Source organism: Staphylococcus pasteuri, from assembly GCF_030547725.1.
GTDB classification, from domain to species: domain Bacteria; phylum Bacillota; class Bacilli; order Staphylococcales; family Staphylococcaceae; genus Staphylococcus; species Staphylococcus pasteuri.
In genome coordinates, this window is the sequence record NZ_JAUOQO010000013.1 from 14,715 (window position 1) to 37,693 (window position 22,979).

The 22,979-nt window shown below is 32.9% G+C and carries 20 protein-coding genes, 2 tRNA genes and 1 rRNA gene; all 23 read left to right on the plus strand.

What is annotated here, in order from left to right:
- The first annotated feature begins 38 nt into the window (after positions 1-38).
- The 23 genes from spoVG to Q4528_RS11905 all read left to right on the plus strand — a co-directional run bounded on the left by spoVG (position 39) and on the right by Q4528_RS11905 (position 22,978).
- Positions 39-341: a septation regulator SpoVG gene (gene spoVG, locus Q4528_RS11795; protein ID WP_029056247.1), complete on the plus strand. Its 303-nt coding sequence runs from the start codon at positions 39-41 to the stop codon at positions 339-341.
- 319 nt (positions 342-660) lie between these two features.
- Positions 661-2,025 (plus strand): bifunctional UDP-N-acetylglucosamine diphosphorylase/glucosamine-1-phosphate N-acetyltransferase GlmU, encoded by a 1,365-nt coding sequence (gene glmU / locus Q4528_RS11800; protein ID WP_046467531.1) that lies wholly within the window; start codon positions 661-663, stop codon positions 2,023-2,025.
- A 104-nt stretch (positions 2,026-2,129) separates the two neighbouring features.
- On the plus strand, positions 2,130-3,095 hold the full coding sequence (locus tag Q4528_RS11805; RefSeq protein WP_303521701.1) for a ribose-phosphate diphosphokinase: 966 nt from the start codon (positions 2,130-2,132) through the stop codon (positions 3,093-3,095).
- A gap of 153 nt (positions 3,096-3,248) precedes the next feature.
- Positions 3,249-3,914 carry a 50S ribosomal protein L25/general stress protein Ctc gene (locus tag Q4528_RS11810; RefSeq protein WP_017638139.1) on the plus strand — a complete coding sequence of 222 codons (666 nt, stop codon included), beginning with the start codon at positions 3,249-3,251 and terminating at the stop codon, positions 3,912-3,914.
- Positions 3,915-4,145: 231 nt separating this feature from the next.
- A complete protein-coding gene (pth, locus tag Q4528_RS11815; protein WP_046467533.1) occupies positions 4,146-4,718 on the plus strand; it encodes an aminoacyl-tRNA hydrolase in 573 nt (190 codons plus the stop codon).
- A complete protein-coding gene (gene mfd / locus Q4528_RS11820; RefSeq protein WP_046467534.1) occupies positions 4,715-8,224 on the plus strand; it encodes a transcription-repair coupling factor in 3,510 nt (1,169 codons plus the stop codon). Before pth ends, mfd begins: the two co-directional genes overlap by 4 nt.
- The gene (locus Q4528_RS11825; RefSeq protein ID WP_046467535.1) at positions 8,214-9,740 is read left to right on the plus strand and encodes a polysaccharide biosynthesis protein; all 1,527 of its coding nucleotides are present in this window, start codon (positions 8,214-8,216) and stop codon (positions 9,738-9,740) included. The genes mfd and Q4528_RS11825 overlap by 11 nt, the downstream gene beginning before the upstream one ends.
- Entirely contained in the window at positions 9,740-10,927 is a 1,188-nt protein-coding gene (locus Q4528_RS11830; protein WP_029056250.1) for a MazG nucleotide pyrophosphohydrolase domain-containing protein, read from the plus strand. The genes Q4528_RS11825 and Q4528_RS11830 overlap by 1 nt, the downstream gene beginning before the upstream one ends.
- The gene (locus Q4528_RS11835) at positions 10,927-11,193 is read left to right on the plus strand and encodes an RNA-binding S4 domain-containing protein (protein WP_046467536.1); all 267 of its coding nucleotides are present in this window, start codon (positions 10,927-10,929) and stop codon (positions 11,191-11,193) included. The genes Q4528_RS11830 and Q4528_RS11835 overlap by 1 nt, the downstream gene beginning before the upstream one ends.
- Before the next feature lie 20 nt (positions 11,194-11,213).
- Entirely contained in the window at positions 11,214-11,612 is a 399-nt protein-coding gene (gene divIC, locus Q4528_RS11840; protein ID WP_017638133.1) for a cell division protein DivIC, read from the plus strand.
- A 93-nt stretch (positions 11,613-11,705) separates the two neighbouring features.
- Positions 11,706-12,113, plus strand: a complete 408-nt coding sequence (locus Q4528_RS11845; protein WP_029056251.1) for a S1 domain-containing RNA-binding protein — start codon at positions 11,706-11,708, stop codon at positions 12,111-12,113.
- A gap of 157 nt (positions 12,114-12,270) precedes the next feature.
- Entirely contained in the window at positions 12,271-13,569 is a 1,299-nt protein-coding gene (gene tilS, locus Q4528_RS11850) for a tRNA lysidine(34) synthetase TilS (protein ID WP_303521716.1), read from the plus strand.
- Positions 13,570-13,572: 3 nt separating this feature from the next.
- Entirely contained in the window at positions 13,573-14,109 is a 537-nt protein-coding gene (gene hpt, locus Q4528_RS11855) for a hypoxanthine phosphoribosyltransferase (protein ID WP_017638130.1), read from the plus strand.
- A gap of 278 nt (positions 14,110-14,387) precedes the next feature.
- Positions 14,388-16,448, plus strand: a complete 2,061-nt coding sequence (gene ftsH, locus Q4528_RS11860) for an ATP-dependent zinc metalloprotease FtsH (protein WP_303521710.1) — start codon at positions 14,388-14,390, stop codon at positions 16,446-16,448.
- Between the two features lie 248 nt (positions 16,449-16,696).
- On the plus strand, positions 16,697-17,578 hold the full coding sequence (gene hslO / locus Q4528_RS11865; protein ID WP_046467538.1) for an Hsp33 family molecular chaperone HslO: 882 nt from the start codon (positions 16,697-16,699) through the stop codon (positions 17,576-17,578).
- A 195-nt stretch (positions 17,579-17,773) separates the two neighbouring features.
- Positions 17,774-18,706 carry a cysteine synthase A gene (gene cysK / locus Q4528_RS11870; protein ID WP_017638127.1) on the plus strand — a complete coding sequence of 311 codons (933 nt, stop codon included), beginning with the start codon at positions 17,774-17,776 and terminating at the stop codon, positions 18,704-18,706.
- Between the two features lie 197 nt (positions 18,707-18,903).
- On the plus strand, positions 18,904-19,707 hold the full coding sequence (gene folP / locus Q4528_RS11875) for a dihydropteroate synthase (protein ID WP_017638126.1): 804 nt from the start codon (positions 18,904-18,906) through the stop codon (positions 19,705-19,707).
- Positions 19,685-20,050, plus strand: a complete 366-nt coding sequence (gene folB, locus Q4528_RS11880; RefSeq protein ID WP_017638125.1) for a dihydroneopterin aldolase — start codon at positions 19,685-19,687, stop codon at positions 20,048-20,050. The genes folP and folB overlap by 23 nt, the downstream gene beginning before the upstream one ends.
- Positions 20,051-20,530, plus strand: a complete 480-nt coding sequence (folK, locus tag Q4528_RS11885; RefSeq protein ID WP_017638124.1) for a 2-amino-4-hydroxy-6-hydroxymethyldihydropteridine diphosphokinase — start codon at positions 20,051-20,053, stop codon at positions 20,528-20,530. It begins immediately after the preceding gene.
- A gap of 293 nt (positions 20,531-20,823) precedes the next feature.
- Positions 20,824-22,311, plus strand: coding sequence for a lysine--tRNA ligase (lysS, locus tag Q4528_RS11890; RefSeq protein ID WP_029056256.1), 1,488 nt, complete (start codon positions 20,824-20,826; stop codon positions 22,309-22,311).
- 382 nt (positions 22,312-22,693) lie between these two features.
- Positions 22,694-22,808: ribosomal RNA gene (rrf, locus tag Q4528_RS11895) — 5S ribosomal RNA — on the plus strand.
- 11 nt (positions 22,809-22,819) lie between these two features.
- Positions 22,820-22,895: transfer RNA gene (locus Q4528_RS11900), tRNA-Val, on the plus strand.
- A gap of 7 nt (positions 22,896-22,902) precedes the next feature.
- Positions 22,903-22,978: transfer RNA gene (locus tag Q4528_RS11905), tRNA-Thr, on the plus strand.
- Position 22,979: the final 1 nt, after the last annotated feature.

The following is a 22,979-nucleotide window of genomic DNA, read 5'->3' on the forward strand; positions in this document are numbered from 1 at the left end:
TTCTAATAAAACAAAGATATACTAGGGGGGCTCACTACATGAAAGTGACAGATGTTAGACTTAGAAAAATAGATACAGATGGTAGAATGAAGGCGCTTGTTTCTATCACATTAGACGAGGCGTTTGTAATCCATGACTTACGTGTGATTGAAGGAAACTCAGGTCTTTTTGTCGCAATGCCAAGTAAACGTACACCAGATGGTGAATTCCGCGACATCGCGCATCCAATTAACTCAGAAATGAGACAAGAAATTCAAGATGCAGTGATGAAAGTATATGATGAAACTGATGAAGTCATTCCTGATAAAAATGCAACATCAGATGAATCTGACGAAGCTTAAATATAAACATATTTTACAGAGTCAACATATTACACTATGTGGACTCTGTTTTTGTTTTTAGGACTACTTTTAAAATATAACTTTTACTTTCAAGTATATTTTGTCCCTCTTCATTAAATGTTTTAATCATTTGAACTTACTTAAAAATTTAAGCATTAAAATCAACACCATAACAACTAACATTAAGTAAATTATTCATGGTTTTGTAAGTGAATAGCACATAATAAGTATTTCATCTAAATAGGTTATATGTTGAAAGAGTGATAGCGGTTAAATTATAATAGTAGAGAAGTGTATATTTTATGGAGGGTTAGCATTCATGCAAAGACATGCGATAATATTGGCAGCAGGCAAGGGCACAAGAATGAAATCAAAAAAATATAAAGTGCTACATGAAATTGCTGGCAAATCAATGATTGAACATGTAGTTAATAATGTTCAACAATCAGGCGTGAACCAGCTTATAACAATCGTTGGACACGGTGCTGAAAGTGTGAAAGAAACATTAGGTAATCAATCATTGTATAGCTATCAAGATCAACAACTTGGTACAGCACATGCAGTGAAAATGGCAGAAGAGCATTTAAGAAGTAACGAGGGTACAACATTGGTTGTGTGTGGAGATACACCACTTATCACAGCTGAAACACTAAAATCTTTAATCGAACAACATGAATCATCCCAATCCAAAGCTACTGTTTTAACAGCTACAGCTAATGACCCAAAAGGTTATGGAAGAGTAATTAAAGATAACGAAGGACAATTATTGAGAATAGTAGAGGAAAAAGACGCTAACAACGAAGAAAAAGCAATTACTGAAATTAGTTCAGGTATCTTTGCATTTGATAATAAAACCTTATTTGAAAAATTAGATCAAGTTAAGAATGATAATGTGCAACAAGAATATTATCTACCTGATGTCATTTCTTTAATTCTTAAAGATAATGGTAAAGCAAGTACATATCATACAGATGACTTTGAAGAAATTATTGGCGTAAATGATAGAGTCATGCTAAGTCAAGCTGAGAAAGCATTACAAAAGCGCTTAAATCTATTTCATATGAGAAATGGGGTTACAATTATTGATCCAGCAAGTACGTTTATTGGACCTGATGTAAAAATAGGTATGGATACAATAATTGAACCCGGTGTCAGAATTAATGGTAAAACTGTAATTGGTGAAGAAGTTAAGATTGGTCAATATTCAGAAATTAATGACAGTGTCATTGATTCTTATGCAAATATTAAACAATCAGTCATCAATGAGTCTCAAGTAGGCAAATATACGAATGTAGGCCCATTTGCACAATTAAGACCAGGTTCTCAATTAGGTGCAGAAGTTAAAGTAGGTAACTTTGTAGAAGTGAAAAAAGCTGAACTTAAAGATGGTTCTAAAGTGTCACATCTAAGTTATATTGGCGATGCCGAAATAGGCGAACGTACGAATATCGGTTGTGGTTCTATTACCGTTAATTACGATGGCGTGAATAAATTTAAAACGATTATTGGAAAAGATGCCTTTATCGGTTGTAACACCAATTTAGTTGCTCCAGTAACAGTAGGTGATCATTCATTAATAGCTGCTGGTTCAACGATAACTGATGATATTCCAAATGAAAGTTTAGCATTAGCGAGAGCAAGACAAGTAAATAAAGAGGGCTATTTAAACAACGATAAGAAATAATTGAAATGAATATGTAAACATAGGATTTAGACTTTTGTCATAGTAATCAAGTTTATTTTTCTATATAATAGTAGATGTGTAAGTAAATAATTGGAGGACTATAAATGTTAAATAATGAATATAAGAATTCATCGCTAAAGATTTTTTCACTTAAAAGTAATGAACCTTTAGCACAGGAAGTAGCAGACCATGTAGGTATTGAATTAGGAAAATGTTCTGTAAAACGTTTCAGTGATGGAGAAATTCAAATCAATATAGAAGAAAGTATCCGTGGTTGTGATGTTTTTATCATCCAACCTACTTCATACCCAGTTAATCTACATCTAATGGAATTACTTATTATGATTGATGCTTGTAAACGTGCATCGGCGGCAAATATTAACATCGTAGTGCCTTATTACGGTTATGCTCGTCAAGATAGAAAAGCACGTAGTCGTGAACCTATTACTGCTAAATTAGTAGCAAACTTAATCGAAACTGCAGGAGCAAATCGCATGATCGCATTAGATTTACATGCGCCACAAATCCAAGGTTTCTTTGATATTCCAATTGATCATTTAATGGGTGTACCTATTTTAGCGCAACATTTCCAAAATGATCCTGCTATTAATCCAGAAGAATGTGTTGTTGTTTCACCTGACCATGGTGGTGTAACGAGAGCACGTAAATTGGCAGACATTTTAAAAACTCCAATTGCTATTATTGATAAACGTCGTCCAAAACCAAATGTGGCTGAAGTAATGAACATTGTGGGCGATATTGAAGGAAGAACAGCCATCATTATTGATGATATTATTGATACAGCAGGTACAATTACGTTAGCAGCTCAATCACTTAAAGATAAAGGTGCTAAAGAAGTATATGCATGTTGTACACACCCTGTATTATCAGGTCCAGCTAAAGAACGTATCGAAAATTCAGCAATTAAAGAATTAATCGTTACGAACTCAATTCAATTAGAAGAAAGTCGTAAACCAACAAATACGAAAGAACTTTCAGTTGCAGGTTTAATTAGTAAAGCTATTATTCGTGTATATGAAAGAGAATCAGTTAGTGTATTATTCGACTAAAATTGTTAAATGCGTTTGACGAAAATGTTTTAAGCGTGTATAATACATTCGTTCGTGATTATACGAATAAATAAACACTTACAAGCAACGATTGATGTTGATGGGTAAGTGAGGAGCTCATTAAAAGAGCGAAAGATGAAAGGTGGAAATAGAATGACTTCATTAAAGTCAATCATCCGTCAAGGTAAACAAACTCGTTCTGACCTTAAACAACTTAGAAATGCTGGTAAAGTACCTGCAGTTGTATATGGTTACGGAACAAAAAATACTTCAGTTAAAGTTGATGAAGTTGAATTTATCAAAGTTATCCGTGAAGTAGGACGTAACGGTGTTATCGAATTAGGTGTTGGTTCTAAATCAATCAAAGTAATGGTATCAGATTACCAATACGATCCATTGAAAAACCAAATCACTCATATCGACTTCTTAGCTATTAACATGACTGAAGAACGTACTGTAGAAGTACCAGTTCAATTAGTTGGTGAAGCAGTAGGCGCTAAAGAAGGCGGCGTAGTTGAACAACCATTATTCGACTTACAAGTAACTGCTACTCCAGATAATATCCCAGAATCAATCGAAGTTGATATCACTGAATTAAATATCAACGATAGCTATTCTGTAGCTGACATTAAAGTTTCTGGTGACTTCACTATCGAAAACGATCCTGAAGAATCTATCGTAACAGTAGTTCCTCCAACAGATGAACCTACTGAAGAAGAAGTAGAAGCTATGGAAGGCGAAGCAGCTACTGAAGAACCAGAACGCGTTGGCGAAGAAAATGACGACAACGAAGAAGAAGAAAATAAAGAAGAAGAATAAGATTATTATCAATTATAATATCTTATAAAGATTCTTAACTTTATTGACGAGCACTATGCTTATACTAATAAGCATAGTGCTTTTTGTGTTATTATAGGGAATGATTATAAAATTGTGGTATTGATAAATGATATAAAGATTAACGCACGATTGGTTATATTAATCGAAGACAATATATCATTTGAAGAATAGTCACTAAATGATAAACATTAATTTTGGAGGTAACGACATATGAAATGTATTGTAGGTCTTGGAAATATTGGTAAACGATTTGAACTTACAAGACACAATATTGGCTTCGAAGTCATTGACTATATATTAGAGCGTCATGGATTTAAATTAGATAAGCAAAAATTTAAAGGTGCATACACTATTGAAAGAATGAATGGTGACAAAGTTTTACTTATTGAACCAATGACAATGATGAATTTATCCGGTGAGGCAGTAGCCCCGTTAATGGATTATTATAATGTAGATGTAGAAGATCTTATTGTATTATATGATGACTTAGATTTAGATCAAGGACACGTGCGTTTGCGTCAAAAAGGCAGCGCTGGTGGTCACAATGGTATGAAGTCTATTATTAAAATGCTAGGTACTGATCAATTTAAAAGAATTCGTATAGGTGTTGGTCGACCTACGAATGGTATGTCTGTTCCTGATTATGTATTACAACGCTTTTCAAAAGAAGAAATGATGACAATGGAGAAAGTCATTGAACATTCAGCAAATGCAGTGGAAGCATTTATAGAAACATCTAGATTTGATAATGTCATGAATGAATATAATGGTGAAATCAATTGAGACAAGTCATTTCTAACTATATAAAAGAAGATAAGCGTTTTCAGGAATTAGACCAAGTGTTTGGCCAAGATAATATTTTAGTTACTGGCCTATCCCCTTCAGCTAAAGCTACATTGATTGCTGAAAAATATTTATCAGACCATAAACAAATGTTATTAGTGACTAATAACTTATACCAAGCAGATAAAATCGAAGCAGATATTTTACAATACGTCAGTGATGAAGAAATTTATAAATATCCAGTCCAAGATATCATGACGGAAGAATTTTCTACGCAAAGCCCTCAGCTCATGAGTGAACGTGTTAGAACCCTAACAGCACTGGCTCATGGAAAGAAAGGGTTATTTATCGTCCCATTAAATGGATTGAAAAAATGGTTAACGCCTGTAGAAATGTGGCGCAATCATCAAATGACATTGAATGTTGGAGATGATATTGAAGTTGATGATTTCTTAAATAAATTAGTCAATATGGGATATCGCAGAGAAAGTGTGGTTTCGCATATTGGGGAATTTTCTCTTAGAGGAGGAATCATTGATATTTATCCTCTAATTGGATCCCCTGTCCGAATAGAACTATTTGATACAGAAATTGATTCTATTAGAGATTTTGATGTTGAAACTCAGAGATCTAATGATAATTTAGAAAGTATAGAAATCACGACAGCGAGTGATTATATTATTACAGATGAGGTCATCAATCATTTACAAACTCATTTAAAAGAAGCGTATGAAGAAACAAGACCTAAAATAGAAAAATCTGTACGAAATGATTTGAAAGAAACATATGAAAGTTTCAAACTCTTTGAATCTACATTTTTTGACCATCAATTGTTAAGACGATTAGTGGCATTTATGTATGAACAACCATCTACTATTATCGATTATTTTTCTAAGGATGTAGTTATTGCAGTTGACGAATATAATCGTATTAAAGAAACAGAAGAAACTTTGACAACTGAAGTTGATGATTTTATAAGCAACTTAATTGAAAGTGGTAATGGTTTTATTGGTCAAAGTTTTATGCAGTATGATGGTTTTGAAAATCTTCTACAAGATAAGCCGGTTGCTTACTTTACTTTATTTACGTCTTCTATGCCTGTTGAATTAGAACATATTATCAAGTTTTCATGTAAGCCAGTTCAACAGTTTTATGGTCAATATGATATTATGCGTTCTGAATTCCAAAGATTTATCCAAAATGAATATGCTGTTATCGTTCTTGTTGAGACAGAAACAAAAGTAGAACGCATACAATCTATGTTAAACGAAATGCATATTCCTGTAGTGACAAATATTGATCAAGCTTCGACAAGTGGCCAAGCTGTTGTCTTAGAAGGTAGCTTATCAGAAGGTTTTGAATTACCTTATATGCAATTAGTTGTGATAACTGAAAGAGAATTATTTAAAACAAAACAGAAAAAGCAACGTAAACGTACGAAAACAATGTCTAATGCTGAAAAAATTAAGTCCTATCAAGATTTAAATGTAGGAGACTATGTCGTCCATGTCCACCACGGTGTAGGACGATATTTAGGTGTAGAAACGCTAGAAGTTGGAGAACAACATAGAGACTATATTAAGTTACAGTACAAGGGCACCGATCAATTATTCGTTCCTGTAGATCAAATGGATCAAGTACAAAAATATGTTGCTTCTGAAGATAAATCGCCACGTTTAAACAAACTTGGTGGCACAGAGTGGAAAAAAACTAAAGCAAAAGTTCAACAAAGTGTTGAGGATATTGCAGACGAATTAATCGATTTATATAAACAAAGAGAAATGTCTGTAGGTTACCAATTTGGCCCAGACACTGCAGAACAATCTACTTTCGAATTGGACTTCCCATATGAACTGACACCCGATCAAAGTAAATCTATTGAAGAAATTAAAGGTGACATGGAAAGAGAACGTCCAATGGATCGCTTATTATGTGGCGATGTAGGTTACGGTAAGACAGAAGTTGCTGTACGAGCTGCATTTAAAGCAGTTATGGAAGGTAAACAAGTTGCGTTTTTAGTACCAACTACTATATTAGCACAACAACACTATGAAACATTAATAGAACGTATGCAAGATTTCCCTGTAGAAATTCAATTAATTAGTCGTTTCCGTTCTACAAAAGAGGTAAAAGAAACAAAAGAAGGACTGAAATCTGGTTACGTAGATATTGTTGTCGGTACTCATAAATTACTTGGAAAAGATATACACTATAAAGATTTAGGATTGCTTATTGTCGATGAAGAACAACGCTTTGGCGTACGTCATAAAGAGAGAATTAAAACATTGAAAAATAATGTGGATGTGTTAACACTGACAGCTACTCCAATACCTAGAACATTGCATATGAGTATGCTTGGTGTACGTGACTTATCTGTTATTGAAACACCACCTGAAAATCGTTTTCCAGTACAGACGTATGTATTAGAACAAAATACGAATTTTATTAAAGAAGCGTTAGAAAGAGAATTATCTCGTGACGGACAAGTATTTTATTTATATAACAAAGTTCAATCAATATATGAAAAGAGAGAACAACTTCAAATGTTGATGCCTGATGCTAATATCGCTGTTGCACACGGTCAAATGACAGAACGAGATTTAGAAGAAACGATGTTGAGTTTTATTAATCACGAATATGATATTTTGGTAACGACTACGATTATCGAAACAGGTGTAGATGTTCCGAATGCCAATACATTAATTATTGAAGAAGCGGATCGATTTGGTCTAAGTCAATTATATCAATTGCGTGGACGTGTAGGGCGTTCAAGTAGAATTGGTTATGCTTACTTCCTTCACCCTACAAACAAAGTATTAACTGAAACAGCTGAAGAAAGATTACAAGCTATTAAAGAATTTACTGAACTAGGTTCAGGATTCAAGATTGCTATGCGTGATTTAAATATTCGTGGTGCCGGTAATTTACTTGGTAAACAGCAACATGGATTTATAGATTCTGTCGGCTTTGATTTATACTCTCAAATGCTTGAAGAAGCAGTTAATGAAAAACGAGGTATTAAAGAAGAAACACCAGATACACCTGAAGTCGAAGTTGAACTCAACTTAGACGCCTATTTACCAGCAGAATACATTCAAAATGAACAAGCTAAAATTGAAATTTATAAGAAACTACGAAAAGTGGAATCAGAAGAACAACTTATGGATATCAAAGATGAATTAATCGATCGTTTTAATGAATATCCAGTCGAAGTTGAACGTTTATTAGATATTGTAGAAATCAAAACGCATGCTTTACATGCAGGTATTACAAAAATTAAAGATTTAGGTAAACAAATTCAAATTTTATTATCAGAGAAATCTACTACTGATATAGATGGCGAAGCATTATTTAAAAATACTCAACCACTTGGTAGATCAATGAAAGTTGGCGTTGAGAATGGCACAATGAAAGTGACACTTACTAAGTCTAAGCAATGGTTAGATAACTTAAAATTCTTAGTTAAATGTATTGAAGAAAGTATGAGTATTCAAGATGAAGCATAAACCCGCATTTAATGGTGTAGTGATACTAACGATTGCATTAATTGTTATTAAAATTTTAAGTGCGATTTATAGAATACCTTATCAAAATATACTTGGTGATGAAGGTTTATATGCATATCAACAAATATACCCCATTGTAGCGCTAGGTATGATTTTGTCTATGAATGCCATTCCAAGTGCTGTGACACAAAATTTAAGAAAAGACCAACATGAACAATACTTTTCAAAAGTATTATTAGTAATACAAAGTGTAGGTTTTGTAATTTGTATTGTGATTTTTAGTAGTGCAAACATGATTTCTAAATTAATGGGTGATGTACATTTAACACCGATGATTAGAATGGCAAGCTTTAGTTTTATTTTTGTAGGTGTATTAGGTGTCCTAAGAGGATATTTTCAATCAAAACAAGAAATGAATATACCCGCCATTTCCCAGGTTATAGAACAATTAATTCGAGTATGTTTAATCATGATAGCTATATTGTTATTTGTGAAACAACATTGGTCTATATATCAAGCTGGAACATTAGCAATTATTGCGTCATCTATAGGATTTTTAGGTTCGACATTGTATTTATTAGCTAAACGACCATTTAAATTAAATTTGAATAATGATAAAGAAAAAATCCGCTGGAAAAACTTACTCATTGCTATACTTATTTTTGCATTAAGTCAGTTGATTGTTATTTTATGGCAAGTAGCAGACAGTTTTACTGTTATTCATACGCTTAAAACAACAGGATTAACGTTTATAGAAGCGATTAAACAAAAAGGTGTATATGATAGAGGTGCTTCATTTATACAAATGGGATTAATTGTTACAACGACATTTAGTTTTGTCTTAATTCCATTATTAACTGATGCAATTCAAAAGAAGCAATCTATACAAATGAACCGATATGCTAACGCCTCATTAAAAATAACTGTCTTAATTAGTTCGGCAGCAGGTGTAGGTCTAATTAATGTTTTACCGCTAATGAATCAAGTGTTTTTTAAGACGGATAGTCAAACAAGCACGTTATGTGTTTATATGCTAACAGTAATTGGTGTATCATTAATCATGATGGATATAGCTTTACTACAAGTAATTAATAATACGAAGCCTATTTTAATTGGGTTTATAAGCGGATTATTAATGAAGATTATATTGAATGTTATTTTTATTCATCAATTACAAATATTAGGTGCAAGTATAAGTACAGTATTATCATTAATTATTTTTTGCGCTATATTACATTGGGCAGTCTTAAAATCCTATCATTTTAGTCAAATGGGTAAATTTATTATTAAATTAGTGGTCGGGCTGTTTATAATGTCAGTTGTAGTCCAAATAATAATGTTTGTATTACCATCTAATGGTCGTGTAATTGGATTAATATCTTTAATGATTAGTGCATTGATTGGCGTAGGTGTGTTTATGATATATGTCGGTATTTTTAATGTACTAAGTTATAGAGAACTTAAATTTTTACCTTTAGGAGATAAGCTATATCATTTTAAGAGAGGAAGACGTTAATGACACAAACTATTACTATTATTGGTTTAGGAAACTATGGTATAGAAGATTTGCCATTAGGTATATATCGTTTTATACAAAAACAACCTAAGATATATGCACGTACACTTGAACATCCAGTTATTGAGGACCTTAAAAATGAAATAGAATTTGAAGGTTTCGATGATATTTATGAAAATAATGACCAATTTGAAAAAGTGTATGACGAAATTGTTAAACAATTGATTGATAAAGCACAACAATCAGACATTGTTTATGCAGTTCCAGGGCATCCACGTGTGGCAGAAACGACTACTATGAAATTAATGGAGTATCATGCACAAAATAACGATATAGATGTAAAAGTACTAGGTGGTAAAAGTTTCATCGATGACGTATTTGAAGCTGTGAATGTTGATCCTAATGATGGTTTCACACTACTTGATGCTACATCTTTAAAAGAAGTGCAACTAAATGTGCGTACAAATACACTTATTACGCAAGTTTATAGTGAAATGGTAGCAGCAGATATTAAGCTAACTTTAATGGAAAGATATCCAGATGAACATGAGGTAGCAATTGTGACAGGTGCACGTACTGGTGAAGCACAAGTGACGCAATGTGCATTATATGAACTTGATCATTTTGAAGATGCGTTTAATAACTTAACTAGTGTTTTTGTCCCTCAAGTTATAGAATCAGAGGCACTTTATAATGACTTTGATTTTGCAGAGCAGACGATTGATTTATTAGTTGATGATGAAAAAGGTTGCCCTTGGGACAAAGTTCAAACACATCAAACGCTTAAACGTTATTTACTAGAAGAAACGTTTGAGTTATTTGAAGCTATCGATAATGAAGATGATTGGCACATGGTAGAAGAACTTGGAGATATACTGTTACAAGTGTTACTGCATACAAGCATTGGTAAAAAAGAAGGCTATTTTGATGTTAAAGAAGTGATTGCCAGCTTAAATGCTAAAATGATTCGTCGACATCCTCATATATTTAGTGATGCATCAGCAGAATCAATTGATGATTTAAAATCAATTTGGGCGACGGCTAAATCCAAGGAAGGCAAACAACCACGTGTGAAATTTGAGAAAGTATTTGCAGACCATTTCATGTCATTGTATGATAAAACAAAAAATAAAGATTTTGATGAAGTGGCTCTTAAACAATATTTAGAGCAAGGAGAGAATCATTAATGAGATTAGATAAATTTTTAAAAGTATCTAGATTAATCAAACGTCGTACATTGGCTAAAGAAATTAGTGATCAAGGACGTATTACAATTAATGGCAATGTAGCAAAAGCAGGAACAGATGTTAAAGTTGGAGATGTATTAGTTATTCGCTTCGGACAGAAACTTGTGACTGTTAATGTTACAGGATTAAATGAGCATGCTTCTAAAGAGAATGCTAAAGGTATGTACGAATTAGTTAAAGAAGAGCGTATTAATGAATCTGAATAAACAAAGAGAGGTGACAAGCAATGAATAATAAAGTTGAAAATATTGGTAATCAATATACATCTAAAGAAAACCAAAAGAAACAAAGACAACGCAAAAAGATGCGTGTTGTTCGCCGAAGAATCACTTTATTTGGCGGAATCATGTTAGCAATAATCATCTTATTATGCATTATGCTTGTCGTCCAAAAGCACAGCAATGATAAAGACGCTGTAGAACGAAAACATAAAGAAGAACAATATCAAAAAAAGCAAGATGAAGAGATTGCTTTAAAAGAGAAACTAAATAATTTAAATGATAAAGATTACGTAGAAAAAGTGGCACGAGATGATTATTATTTAAGTAATAAAGGCGAAGTTATTTTTAGGTTGCCAAATGATAATAAATCCTCTAAGTCTAAGTCGTCAGATAGTGATAATTAATTAAAGTAAATCTCATTATAGCATTGTGAAATTGCTTCAACAGGAATATAATAAAGTTAAAATCGAATGAAATCGGGAGGATTTATTTAGAATATGTCAATCGAAGTAGGAAACAAGCTTAAAGGTAAAGTCACTGGTATTAAAAAATTCGGTGCATTCGTTGAGTTACCTGAAGGGAAAAGTGGCTTAGTCCATATTAGTGAAGTGGCTGATAACTACGTTGAAAATGTGGAAGATCATTTATCTTTAGGTGATGAAGTAGAAGTAAAAGTACTTTCAATTGCAGATGATGGCAAAATTAGTCTTTCAATTAAAAAGGCTAAAGATCGCCCACAACGTAAACCACATCATAATAATAAATCAAATCAAAGTAAACCAGCGCCAAAAGGTGAAGACTTTGAAAAGAAATTAAGTAACTTCTTAAAAGATAGTGAAGATAAATTAACTTCTATAAAACGTCAAACTGAATCTAGACGCGGCGGTAAAGGTTCAAAACGTTAATTTCATAAATTAAGTCTGTTACAATAATATAACTTTTGTATTGTGAGTTTCTGTAAATGGACAGACAATCTAAGACTGTTTCTTGATGAAGGAGCAGTCTATTTTTATTGTAATGATGATTTGGTATTTGATTAGCTTGTGCGGAGGTGAATAGTTGATGGAAATGAATTCAACAGGTTGGTCAAAAGATGACCATATTGTATTAGCTGTATCAACAGGAATAGATAGCATGTGCCTATTACATCTTTTATTAAATGAATATCAACATACATATCGTAAATTAACATGCATTCATGTTAATCATGGCTTACGACAAGAATCAGCAGAGGAAGAAACGTTCTTTAAAACGTTTTGCGAAAAACACCATATTGACTATTATATTAAAGACCTTGATTTAAATAATATCGTAGAAGCGGGAAATAGTATTCAAAACGAATCGCGTCAATATCGCTACGACTGGTTTGATTTTATGATGAAAAAACTTAAGGCTGATGTATTATTAACAGCACATCATCAAGATGATCAAATTGAGACTATATTTTATAGGTTGTTTACAGGGAGATTTACTCGTAGTACTCTGGGCATTGCTTATGAATCAAATCGTCAACATTATAAACTTTGTCGGCCGTTATTAAATATTTCTAAAGATCAAATTAAGAAGTATCAATCGGAATTTCATGTTCCATTTTATGAAGATGCATCAAATCACAAAAACGTATATGTAAGAAATGATATACGTAATCGTATTTTACCTGCGATTTTAGACAACGAGCAATTAAGTATCGACCACTTATTAAAGTTAAAATCTTGGCATGATCAAGAATTAGAAACACTTCGCAATTTAGCGAGCCAATTTATTGATGAACAAGCTCTTATAAAGGCGAATCGAACTAAAATTACTATTCCAAGAACCAGCTTTAATCAATTAACAGATAATGTAAAGGTGCATGTACTTGACCAAATATTTGAAAAAATCTCCTTAGCAACTTCAATATCTGATAAAATGTATCAGTCATGGTTCGACCAATTTGCAAGTCAAAAATCACAATTTACGATTGATATTACAGATAAATGGATAATTCAAATTTCATATGATACATTTATAATAATGACTAATACAGAAATGAAAGATGTAAGTTCAATAAAAGTCATCGAAACACCTCATACATATCACTTTGGAGATTATGAAATTATCATACAATCAGATTTCCCGTTAGAACAATTACCATTAACTATAAGAACACGTCAAAATGGTGACCGTTTTTTATTAAACGGTAGTGAAAACAAACATAAAAAAGTAAGTCGGTTATTGATTGATTGTAAAATCGATGCTATTGAACGCAATCGTTTACCAATTGTTATTAATGCAGAGGGAAATGTTATCGCTGTGGGTCAGTTATATATCAATAAAAACTATAAACATTATATAAACATTAGAAATATTGGAGATGAATAGCAAATGCATAAGGATATAAAAAATATTGTAATGAGTGAAGAAGAAATTCAAACCATTTGTAAGGACTTAGGAGAACAGTTGACTAAAGATTATCAAGATAAACCACTTGTTTGTATTGGGATTTTAAAAGGATCAGTCATGTTTATGGCGGATTTAATCAAACGTATTGATACACATTTATCGATTGATTTTATGGATGTGTCAAGTTATCACGGTGGTACTGAATCAACTGGTGAAGTTCAAATCATCAAAGATTTAGGTTCTTCTATTGAAAACAAAGATGTCTTAATTATTGAAGATATTTTAGAAACTGGTACAACATTGAAATCAATTACTGAATTATTACAATCAAGAAAAGTAAACTCATTAGAAATTGTTACTTTATTAGATAAACCAAATCGTAGAAAAGCTAATATTGAAGCAAAATACGTAGGTAAAAAAATTCCTGACGAGTTTGTAGTTGGATACGGACTTGATTACGGAGAACATTATAGAAACTTACCTTACATCGGCACTTTAAAACCGGAAGTATATTCATAAAGTAACAAGTTAATTTTGATGTTAAAAAGTTGGGTACGATGTTTTATTACTATGATTAAACATCATTTTAGTGTAGACTCAATTTAAATCACGATGTCTAAATTAAACATGACATTACTTATTTTTAAATCATGATATAACTAAAAATTAAAAATCTATATAGTGGAAGTTGACTAAAATTGAAGAACCAATACTAAAGTTGAAATAGTAGCCTGGTCAAGATGTATTGTGTTACAATTTTTGTTAGTTTTATTATTGGAAGTAGGAGGAAATGACACATGCAGAAAGCGTTTCGCAATGTGCTAGTTATCGCAATTATAGGCGTTATAATATTTGGCCTTTTTTCTTTCCTAAATGGTAATGGAAATATGCCAAAGCAACTTACATATACGCAGTTTGTTAGTAAATTGGATAAAGGCGATTTAAAATCATTAGAAATTCAACCTGAACAAAACGTATACATGGTAAGCGGTAAAACAAAAAAAGGTGAAGATTATTCATCAACAATTTTATTTAACAACGAAAAAGATTTACAAAAAATTACTGATACAGCTCAGAAACAAGATGGATTGAAATTTACAGTTAAAGAAGAAGAAGAACAAAGTGTGTTTGTTAGTATTCTAACAACATTGATTCCTGTTTTAATCATTGCATTATTATTTATTTTCTTCCTTAGCCAAGCTCAAGGTGGCGGTGGCGGCGGTCGTATGATGAACTTTGGTAAATCCAAAGCTAAAATGTACGATAGCAGTAAACGCCGTGTTCGTTTCTCAGATGTTGCAGGTGCAGATGAAGAGAAACAAGAACTTGTAGAAATTGTAGACTTCTTAAAAGATAACAAGAAATTTAAACAAATGGGTTCTAGAATACCAAAAGGTGTTTTACTTGTTGGACCTCCAGGTACTGGTAAAACATTACTTGCACGTGCTGTTGCTGGTGAAGCCGGCGCACCATTCTTCTCAATAAGTGGTTCAGACTTTGTTGAGATGTTTGTCGGTGTTGGTGCAAGTCGTGTACGTGACTTATTTGAAAATGCTAAGAAAAATGCACCATGTATTATCTTTATCGATGAGATCGATGCTGTAGGTCGTCAACGTGGTGCAGGTGTTGGTGGTGGACACGACGAACGTGAACAAACACTTAACCAATTATTAGTTGAAATGGATGGCTTTGGTGAAAATGAAGGTATCATCATGATTGCTGCTACAAACCGTCCTGACATTTTAGACCCAGCGTTATTACGTCCTGGACGTTTTGACAGACAAATTCAAGTTGGTCGTCCCGATGTTAAGGGTCGTGAAGCTATTTTACATGTACATGCTAAAAACAAACCACTTGATGAAACTGTTGATTTAAAAGCTATTTCTCAAAGAACACCAGGTTTCTCTGGTGCTGACTTAGAAAACTTATTAAACGAAGCATCATTAATTGCTGCACGTGAAGGCAAGAACAAAATTGACATGCGTGATATAGAAGAAGCGACAGACCGTGTCATCGCTGGTCCAGCTAAGAAATCACGTGTTATCTCTGATAAAGAAAGAAATATTGTTGCTCACCACGAAGCAGGTCATACTATTATTGGTATGGTACTTGATGAAGCAGAAGTTGTTCACAAAGTGACTATCGTTCCACGTGGACAAGCTGGTGGTTATGCGATGATGTTACCTAAACAAGACCGATTCTTAATGACAGAACCAGAACTATTAGATAAAATTTGTGGTTTACTTGGTGGTCGTGTATCAGAAGATATTAACTTCGGTGAGGTTTCTACAGGTGCTTCAAACGACTTTGAAAGAGCTACACAAATTGCTCGATCAATGGTTACTGAATATGGTATGAGTAAAAAACTCGGACCTTTACAATTCTCTAGTAGCGGTAATGGCCAAGTATTCTTAGGTAAAGATATGCAAGGTGAACCAAATTACTCAGGTCAAATTGCTTATGAAATTGATAAAGAAGTACAACGTATTGTTAAAGAACAATATGAACGTTGTAAAGAAATCTTATTAGAACATCAAGAACAATTAAAACTTATTGCTAAGGCATTACTTACTGAGGAAACATTGGTTGCAGAACAAATTCAATCATTATTCCATGAAGGTAAATTACCTGAAGTTGATTATGATTCTGCAGAAGTTGTAACAGAAACTGACTCAGAATTCAAAGATGGTAAATATGGTAAATCATATGAAGATGTTCGAAAAGAACAATCTTTAGATAATAATGACGGTGAAAGTGATCATGATAATGATGAATCAGATACTGAATCAACAGGACATGAACAATCACCAAACATTGATAAACCATATAATCCTAATGATCCAAATCATAGAGAATAATTAGTTCTTAGTTCAATCCCCTTACTGTAATAGTAAGGGGATGTTTTTTATATAAATAATAGCGAGAGAAGAAAGTTAGCTTAGACTATAGCGAAACTCGATTCTTCTTTTAAAAAGCAAAGTAAATATAATGTGAAACAAATAATTTCATGAAAATAAGCAACAGATGTATAATAGTTATTCGAAAATGATATTCAAAATATGAAATGATAAATAATAGAGAACCTCATTAAAAGGAGAAATAAATAATGACACATGATTATATAGTTAAAGCCCTAGCATTTGATGGAGAAATAAGAGCATATGCTTCATTAACAACTGAATCAGTTCAAGAAGCACAAACAAGACACTATACATGGCCAACAGCCTCAGCAGCAATGGGAAGAACAATGACTGCTACGGTAATGATGGGCGCAATGTTAAAAGGAACTCAAAAATTAACAGTAACAGTTGATGGTCGCGGTCCAATAGGGAAAATTATTGCGGATGCGGATGCAAAAGGTAACGTACGCGCTTACGTAGACCATCCACAAACGCATTTTCCTTTAAATGAACAAGGAAAATTAGATGTAAGAAGAGCAGTTGGGACAGAAGGCTCAATTCAAGTAGTTAAAGATGTAGGTATGAAAGATTACTTTTCTGGATCAAGTCCAATTGTATCAGGTGAATTAGGAGAAGACTTCACTTATTATTATGCTACAAGTGAACAAACACCTTCATCAGTTGGATTAGGTGTACTTGTTAATCCTGATAACACAATTAAAGCAGCCGGTGGATTTATTATACAAGTAATGCCGGGAGCTAAAGAAGAAACTATTAATAAGTTGGAAGAAGCTATTAACCAAATGACACCTGTATCTAAATTAATTGAACAAGGCCTAACACCTGAAGGTATTTTAAATGAAATACTTGGAGAAGATAACGTTCAAATATTGGAAACTTCTCCAGTACAATTCGAATGTAATTGCAGTCATGAAAAATTCTTGAACGCAATCAAAGGATTAGGAGAAGCTGAAATATCCGATATGATTAAAGAAGATCATGGTGCAGAAGCAGTTTGTCACTTCTGTGGTAATAAATACAATTATAGTGAATCCGAATTAAATCAATTATTAGAATCTATGGCTTAAATTAATTAATATATTGGTAGTATTTTGAGTTAACGTTTACTTTAATTTGGTTTAGGGAAGATTTTAAAATGTATAACAATTACTCAATTTCAGTATAAATAAAATATATTTGTATTTTGAGAAAATTCTGATAGAATAAAGATATCCGATAAAAAGACTAAGCTTTATTAATTTCGTTGAAAAGGAGTGTTTTTAATGGCACAAAAACCAGTAGAAAATATTACACAAATAATTGGAAATACACCTGTAGTTAAGTTGAGAAATGTTGTTGATGAAGATGCAGCAGATATTTATGTTAAATTAGAATATCAAAATCCAGGCGGTTCAGTAAAAGACCGTATCGCATTAGCTATGATTGAAAAAGCTGAAAAAGAAGGAAAAATTAAACCTGGTGATACAATTGTAGAACCGACAAGTGGTAACACAGGTATTGGTTTAGCATTTGTCTGTGCAGCAAAAGGTTATAAAGCAGTATTTACTATGCCTGAAACAATGAGTCAGGAACGTCGTAACTTATTAAAAGCATATGGTGCTGAATTAGTATTAACTCCAGGATCAGAAGCTATGAAAGGCGCTATTAAAAAAGCTAAAGAATTAAAAGAAGAACACGGTTATTTTGAACCACAACAATTCGAAAACCAAGCAAACCCTGAAATTCATGAACTTACAACAGGTCCAGAATTAGTAGAACAATTTGAAGGTAAAAAAATTGATGCGTTCTTAGCTGGTGTTGGAACTGGTGGTACACTTTCAGGTGTAGGTAAAGTATTAAGAAAACAATATCCTGAAATTGAAATTGTGGCTATTGAACCAGAAGCATCTCCAGTACTTAGTGGTGGAGAACCAGGACCACATAAATTACAAGGTTTAGGTGCAGGATTTGTTCCAGATACGTTAAATACTGATATTTACGACAGTATTATTAAAGTAGGAAATGAAACAGCAATGGAAATGGCACGTCGTGTTGCTAAAGAAGAAGGTATCTTATCAGGTATTTCTTCAGGTGCAGCTATTCATGCAGCCATTCAAAAAGCAAAAGAATTAGGTAAAGGTAAAACAGTAGTAACAGTATTACCAAGTAATGGTGAACGTTACTTATCTACACCTTTATACTCATTCGATGATTAATTATAATAGATGTATTAGCGGGGTGTGTAACTCCGCTATTTTTTATGTCTTATTGTAAGTGAAATCATTTTATTTACAGATTAATCGATATAATTATCGAACATTCTGATTTTGACACTGAAATTATTATGTGAGTAATGATATCATTATAAGTGAGACTAATGATATTTATATTAATGAAATGAAAAGGTGATTAAATGTCAAAAACAAAAATTATGGGCATACTTAACGTTACGCCAGACTCATTTTCAGATGGTGGAAAATACAATTCAGTTGAAAATGCGGTTGAAAGAGCGAAAGAAATGATAAATGAAGGTGTTGATATTATTGATGTAGGTGGTGTATCAACAAGACCAGGATATAAAGAAATTACGCTTGAGGAAGAGTTAGATAGAGTTGTACCTGTAGTTAAGTCTTTAATAGAACTCGATACACAAATATCAATAGATACATATAGAAGTGAAGTAGCTGAAGCTTGTTTAAAATTAGGCGCTACAATGATTAATGATCAATGGGCTGGATTGTTTGATCCTAAAATATTTGAAGTTGTCGCTAATTACAATGCAGAAATCGTACTTATGCATAATGGTGATGGACAAAGAGATAAACCAGTTGTCGATGAAATGTTAGTAACTTTATTATCGCAAGCTAATAAAGCTGAGATGGCTGGTATTCCTCAAGAAAAAATTTGGCTTGATCCAGGTATAGGTTTTGCGAAAACACGTGAAGAAGAAAATGAAGTGATGGCTCGACTTGATGAATTAGTAGCTACAGAATATCCGGTATTACTTGCGACTAGTCGTAAAAGGTTTATTAAGGAAATGATAGGTAAAGATACCAAACCTTTAGAGAGGGATGAAGCTACAGCATCAACAACTGCCTATGGTATAATGAAGGGCGTTAAAGCTGTCAGAGTTCACCATGTCGAACTCAACGCTCGAATTGCACAAGGTATGGACTTTTTAAAGGAGAATGAAAATGAAAGACATCATATTTCTTAATGGAATGCGTTTTTACGGATATCATGGGGCATTGTCAGCTGAAAATGAAATAGGACAAATATTTGTTGTAGATCTCACTTTAAAAGTTGATTTGAAAGACGCTGGTAAGTCAGATGATGTAAAGGATACAGTCCATTATGGAGAAGTGTTTGAAGATGTAAAATCTATTGTTGAGGGTGAGCCTTCGAATTTACTCGAGCATCTAGCTGAACGTATTGCAAAACGTATAAATTCACACTATAATCGTGTAATGGAAACAAAAGTTAGAATCACTAAAGAGAACCCACCTATACCTGGTCACTACGATGGAGTAGGTATTGAAATAGTGAGGGAGAGTCATTAAATGATTAAAGCATATTTAGGTTTGGGAAGTAATATAGGCGACAGAGAGCAACAATTAAAGCAAGCTATTCAAATCTTAAATCAATACGAAAATATTGATGTTACAGATATATCCCCTATATATGAAACAGATCCAGTAGGGTATACCGATCAGCCTAAATTTTTAAATTTATGTATAGAAATTGAAACAACATTAACAGCAAGACAATTGTTAACATGTTGTTTAGATACAGAACAAGAACTTCATCGTGTTAGAAAAATTAGATGGGGACCTCGTACATTAGATATAGATATATTATTATATGGAAATAACATTATAGAAGAGAATGATTTGGTAGTACCTCATCCTAGAATGGTTGAGCGTGCTTTTGTATTGATTCCATTGAACGACATTGCCTCTAAACAAATTGAACCTCGCTCTAATAAAACGATTGGGTCAATAGTCACTGAGGATAATACAGTTAAAAAGTACAAAGAATAAATTGAAAAAGCATTTATTTTATAATGGATTTAAACTCATGCGTTAGGATAAAGTAAAAATTCCTTTATAACATCTTTATGGTTTAGTAGAATTGAAAGGTAACTATATTGACGTTATGTTATAGAAAAGGGAAATATGCTTTTAGTATCTTAAAAGTGCTAAAATAATTTTTGGAATTAAAAACATTGTATCAAGTATCAATAGAACAACAAATGGTTGCTAATTTATAATATTTCCAACTAGAACGTATAAAATAATTAACTGAAAACAAGAAACCTAAAGGAGAGAAAGTTATGTCAGAAGAAATGAATGACCAAATGCAGGTCCGTCGACAAAAATTACAAGAATTAAGAGATTTAGGAATTGATCCATTTGGTCAAAGATATGATCGTTCTGCATCAGCATCTGAGCTAAAAACAGATTGGGACGAATTCTCAAAAGAAGAATTACATGAAAAAGAAGAACAAAGCCATGTAGCTATAGCTGGACGCATTATGACTAAACGTGGTAAAGGTAAAGCGGGATTTGCACATGTTCAAGATTTATCAGGGCAAATCCAAATCTATGTAAGAAAAGATCAAGTTGGAGATGAACAATTTGATTTATGGAAAAACGCTGACTTAGGAGACATTGTTGGTGTTGAAGGTGTAATGTTCAAAACTAATACTGGTGAATTATCAGTAAAAGCTAAATCATTTACTTTATTAACTAAAGCTTTAAGACCATTACCTGATAAATTCCATGGATTGCAAGATATTGAGCAACGTTACCGTCAACGTTACTTAGATTTAATCACTAACCAAGATAGTACGCGTACATTTATTAATCGTAGTAAGATTATTCAAGAAATGCGTAATTACTTAAACAAACAAGGTTTCTTAGAAGTAGAAACGCCTATGATGCACCAAATTGCTGGTGGTGCTGCTGCTAGACCATTTGTTACTCATCACAATGCATTAGATGCTACTTTATATATGCGTATTGCTATCGAACTACATTTAAAACGATTAATTGTAGGTGGACTAGAAAAAGTATACGAAATCGGACGTGTATTCCGTAACGAAGGTGTATCTACACGACATAATCCAGAATTCACAATGATTGAATTATATGAGGCATATGCAGATTATCATGACATTATGGACCTAACAGAATCAATGGTTAGACACATTGCACAAGAAGTGCTTGGTTCAGCTAAAGTTCAATATAATGGTACTGAAATCGACTTAGAGTCTTCTTGGACAAGATTGCACATTGTTGATGCAGTTAAAGAAGCTACTGGCGTAAACTTTTATGAAGTTAAATCAGATGAAGAAGCTAAAGCACTAGCTAAAGAACATGGTATTGAAATTACTGAAAACATGAAGTATGGTCACATATTAAATGAATTCTTTGAACAAAAAGTAGAAGAAACATTAATTCAACCAACGTTTATATACGGTCATCCAATTGATATTTCACCGTTGGCTAAAAAGAATCCGGAAGATCCAAGATTTACAGACAGATTCGAGCTATTCATTGTAGGTAGAGAACATGCCAATGCATTCACTGAGTTAAATGATCCTATCGATCAAAAAGAAAGATTTGAAGCTCAATTAGTTGAAAAAGAACAAGGTAATGATGAAGCGCATGAAATGGATGAAGACTATATTGAAGCATTAGAATATGGTATGCCTCCAACAGGTGGTTTAGGAATCGGAATTGATAGATTGGTTATGCTATTAACTGATTCTCCATCAATTAGAGATGTATTATTATTCCCATATATGAGACAAAAATAAATGATTTCTATATAAGCACTAATCACTCAGGTGGTTAGTGCTTTTGTTTTATTATAAAAATGAAAAATAATGATTAAACAATTTGTTACCTTTAGTTTGAAAAAGTAACAAATTTATTGATGGAAAGTAATAATACCTATAGTTTAGTGAGTAGAGATGTGATAGAATAATTCAAGTGGAAAAGTTGAACGGACTTAATTCTAAGTTTTTTAAAAAACTTGAAACAAACCATTGACTTTATAAAACAAATGAAGTAATATATAAAAGTCGTCAAAAACACAGAGGAAGTAAAGAGAATGTAAAATTCTTTTTAATAAAGTGTAAAATTGACTATTGAAATCAATCAAACAAACGTTTATCATTAATAAAGTAAGTTAATTTGTCTGGTGACAATAGCAAAGAGGTCACACCTGTTCCCATGCCGAACACAGAAGTTAAGCTCTTTAGCGCCGATGGTAGTCGGACTAACGTTCCGCTAGAGTAGGACGTTGCCAGGCAATAGATAACAGGAGAATTAGCTCAGCTGGGAGAGCATCTGCCTTACAAGCAGAGGGTCGGCGGTTCGAACCCGTCATTCTCCACCATTTAATTGCCGGCCTAGCTCAACTGGTAGAGCAACTGACTTGTAATCAGTAGGTTGGGGGTTCAAGTCCTCTGGCCGGCACCAT

What these genes read in the sequence shown, in the direction of transcription:
- spoVG (WP_029056247.1), top strand. Translation starts at nt 39, where the DNA reads ATGAAAGTGACAGATGTTAGACTTAGAAAAATAGATACAGATGGTAGA.
- glmU (WP_046467531.1), top strand. Translation starts at nt 661, where the DNA reads ATGCAAAGACATGCGATAATATTGGCAGCAGGCAAGGGCACAAGAATG.
- Q4528_RS11805 (WP_303521701.1), top strand. Translation starts at nt 2,130, where the DNA reads ATGTTAAATAATGAATATAAGAATTCATCGCTAAAGATTTTTTCACTT.
- Q4528_RS11810 (WP_017638139.1), top strand. Translation starts at nt 3,249, where the DNA reads ATGACTTCATTAAAGTCAATCATCCGTCAAGGTAAACAAACTCGTTCT.
- pth (WP_046467533.1), top strand. Translation starts at nt 4,146, where the DNA reads ATGAAATGTATTGTAGGTCTTGGAAATATTGGTAAACGATTTGAACTT.
- Q4528_RS11825 (WP_046467535.1), top strand. Translation starts at nt 8,214, where the DNA reads ATGAAGCATAAACCCGCATTTAATGGTGTAGTGATACTAACGATTGCA.
- Q4528_RS11830 (WP_029056250.1), top strand. Translation starts at nt 9,740, where the DNA reads ATGACACAAACTATTACTATTATTGGTTTAGGAAACTATGGTATAGAA.
- Q4528_RS11835 (WP_046467536.1), top strand. Translation starts at nt 10,927, where the DNA reads ATGAGATTAGATAAATTTTTAAAAGTATCTAGATTAATCAAACGTCGT.
- divIC (WP_017638133.1), top strand. Translation starts at nt 11,214, where the DNA reads ATGAATAATAAAGTTGAAAATATTGGTAATCAATATACATCTAAAGAA.
- Q4528_RS11845 (WP_029056251.1), top strand. Translation starts at nt 11,706, where the DNA reads ATGTCAATCGAAGTAGGAAACAAGCTTAAAGGTAAAGTCACTGGTATT.
- tilS (WP_303521716.1), top strand. Translation starts at nt 12,271, where the DNA reads ATGGAAATGAATTCAACAGGTTGGTCAAAAGATGACCATATTGTATTA.
- hpt (WP_017638130.1), top strand. Translation starts at nt 13,573, where the DNA reads ATGCATAAGGATATAAAAAATATTGTAATGAGTGAAGAAGAAATTCAA.
- ftsH (WP_303521710.1), top strand. Translation starts at nt 14,388, where the DNA reads ATGCAGAAAGCGTTTCGCAATGTGCTAGTTATCGCAATTATAGGCGTT.
- hslO (WP_046467538.1), top strand. Translation starts at nt 16,697, where the DNA reads ATGACACATGATTATATAGTTAAAGCCCTAGCATTTGATGGAGAAATA.
- cysK (WP_017638127.1), top strand. Translation starts at nt 17,774, where the DNA reads ATGGCACAAAAACCAGTAGAAAATATTACACAAATAATTGGAAATACA.
- folP (WP_017638126.1), top strand. Translation starts at nt 18,904, where the DNA reads ATGTCAAAAACAAAAATTATGGGCATACTTAACGTTACGCCAGACTCA.
- folB (WP_017638125.1), top strand. Translation starts at nt 19,685, where the DNA reads ATGAAAGACATCATATTTCTTAATGGAATGCGTTTTTACGGATATCAT.
- folK (WP_017638124.1), top strand. Translation starts at nt 20,051, where the DNA reads ATGATTAAAGCATATTTAGGTTTGGGAAGTAATATAGGCGACAGAGAG.
- lysS (WP_029056256.1), top strand. Translation starts at nt 20,824, where the DNA reads ATGTCAGAAGAAATGAATGACCAAATGCAGGTCCGTCGACAAAAATTA.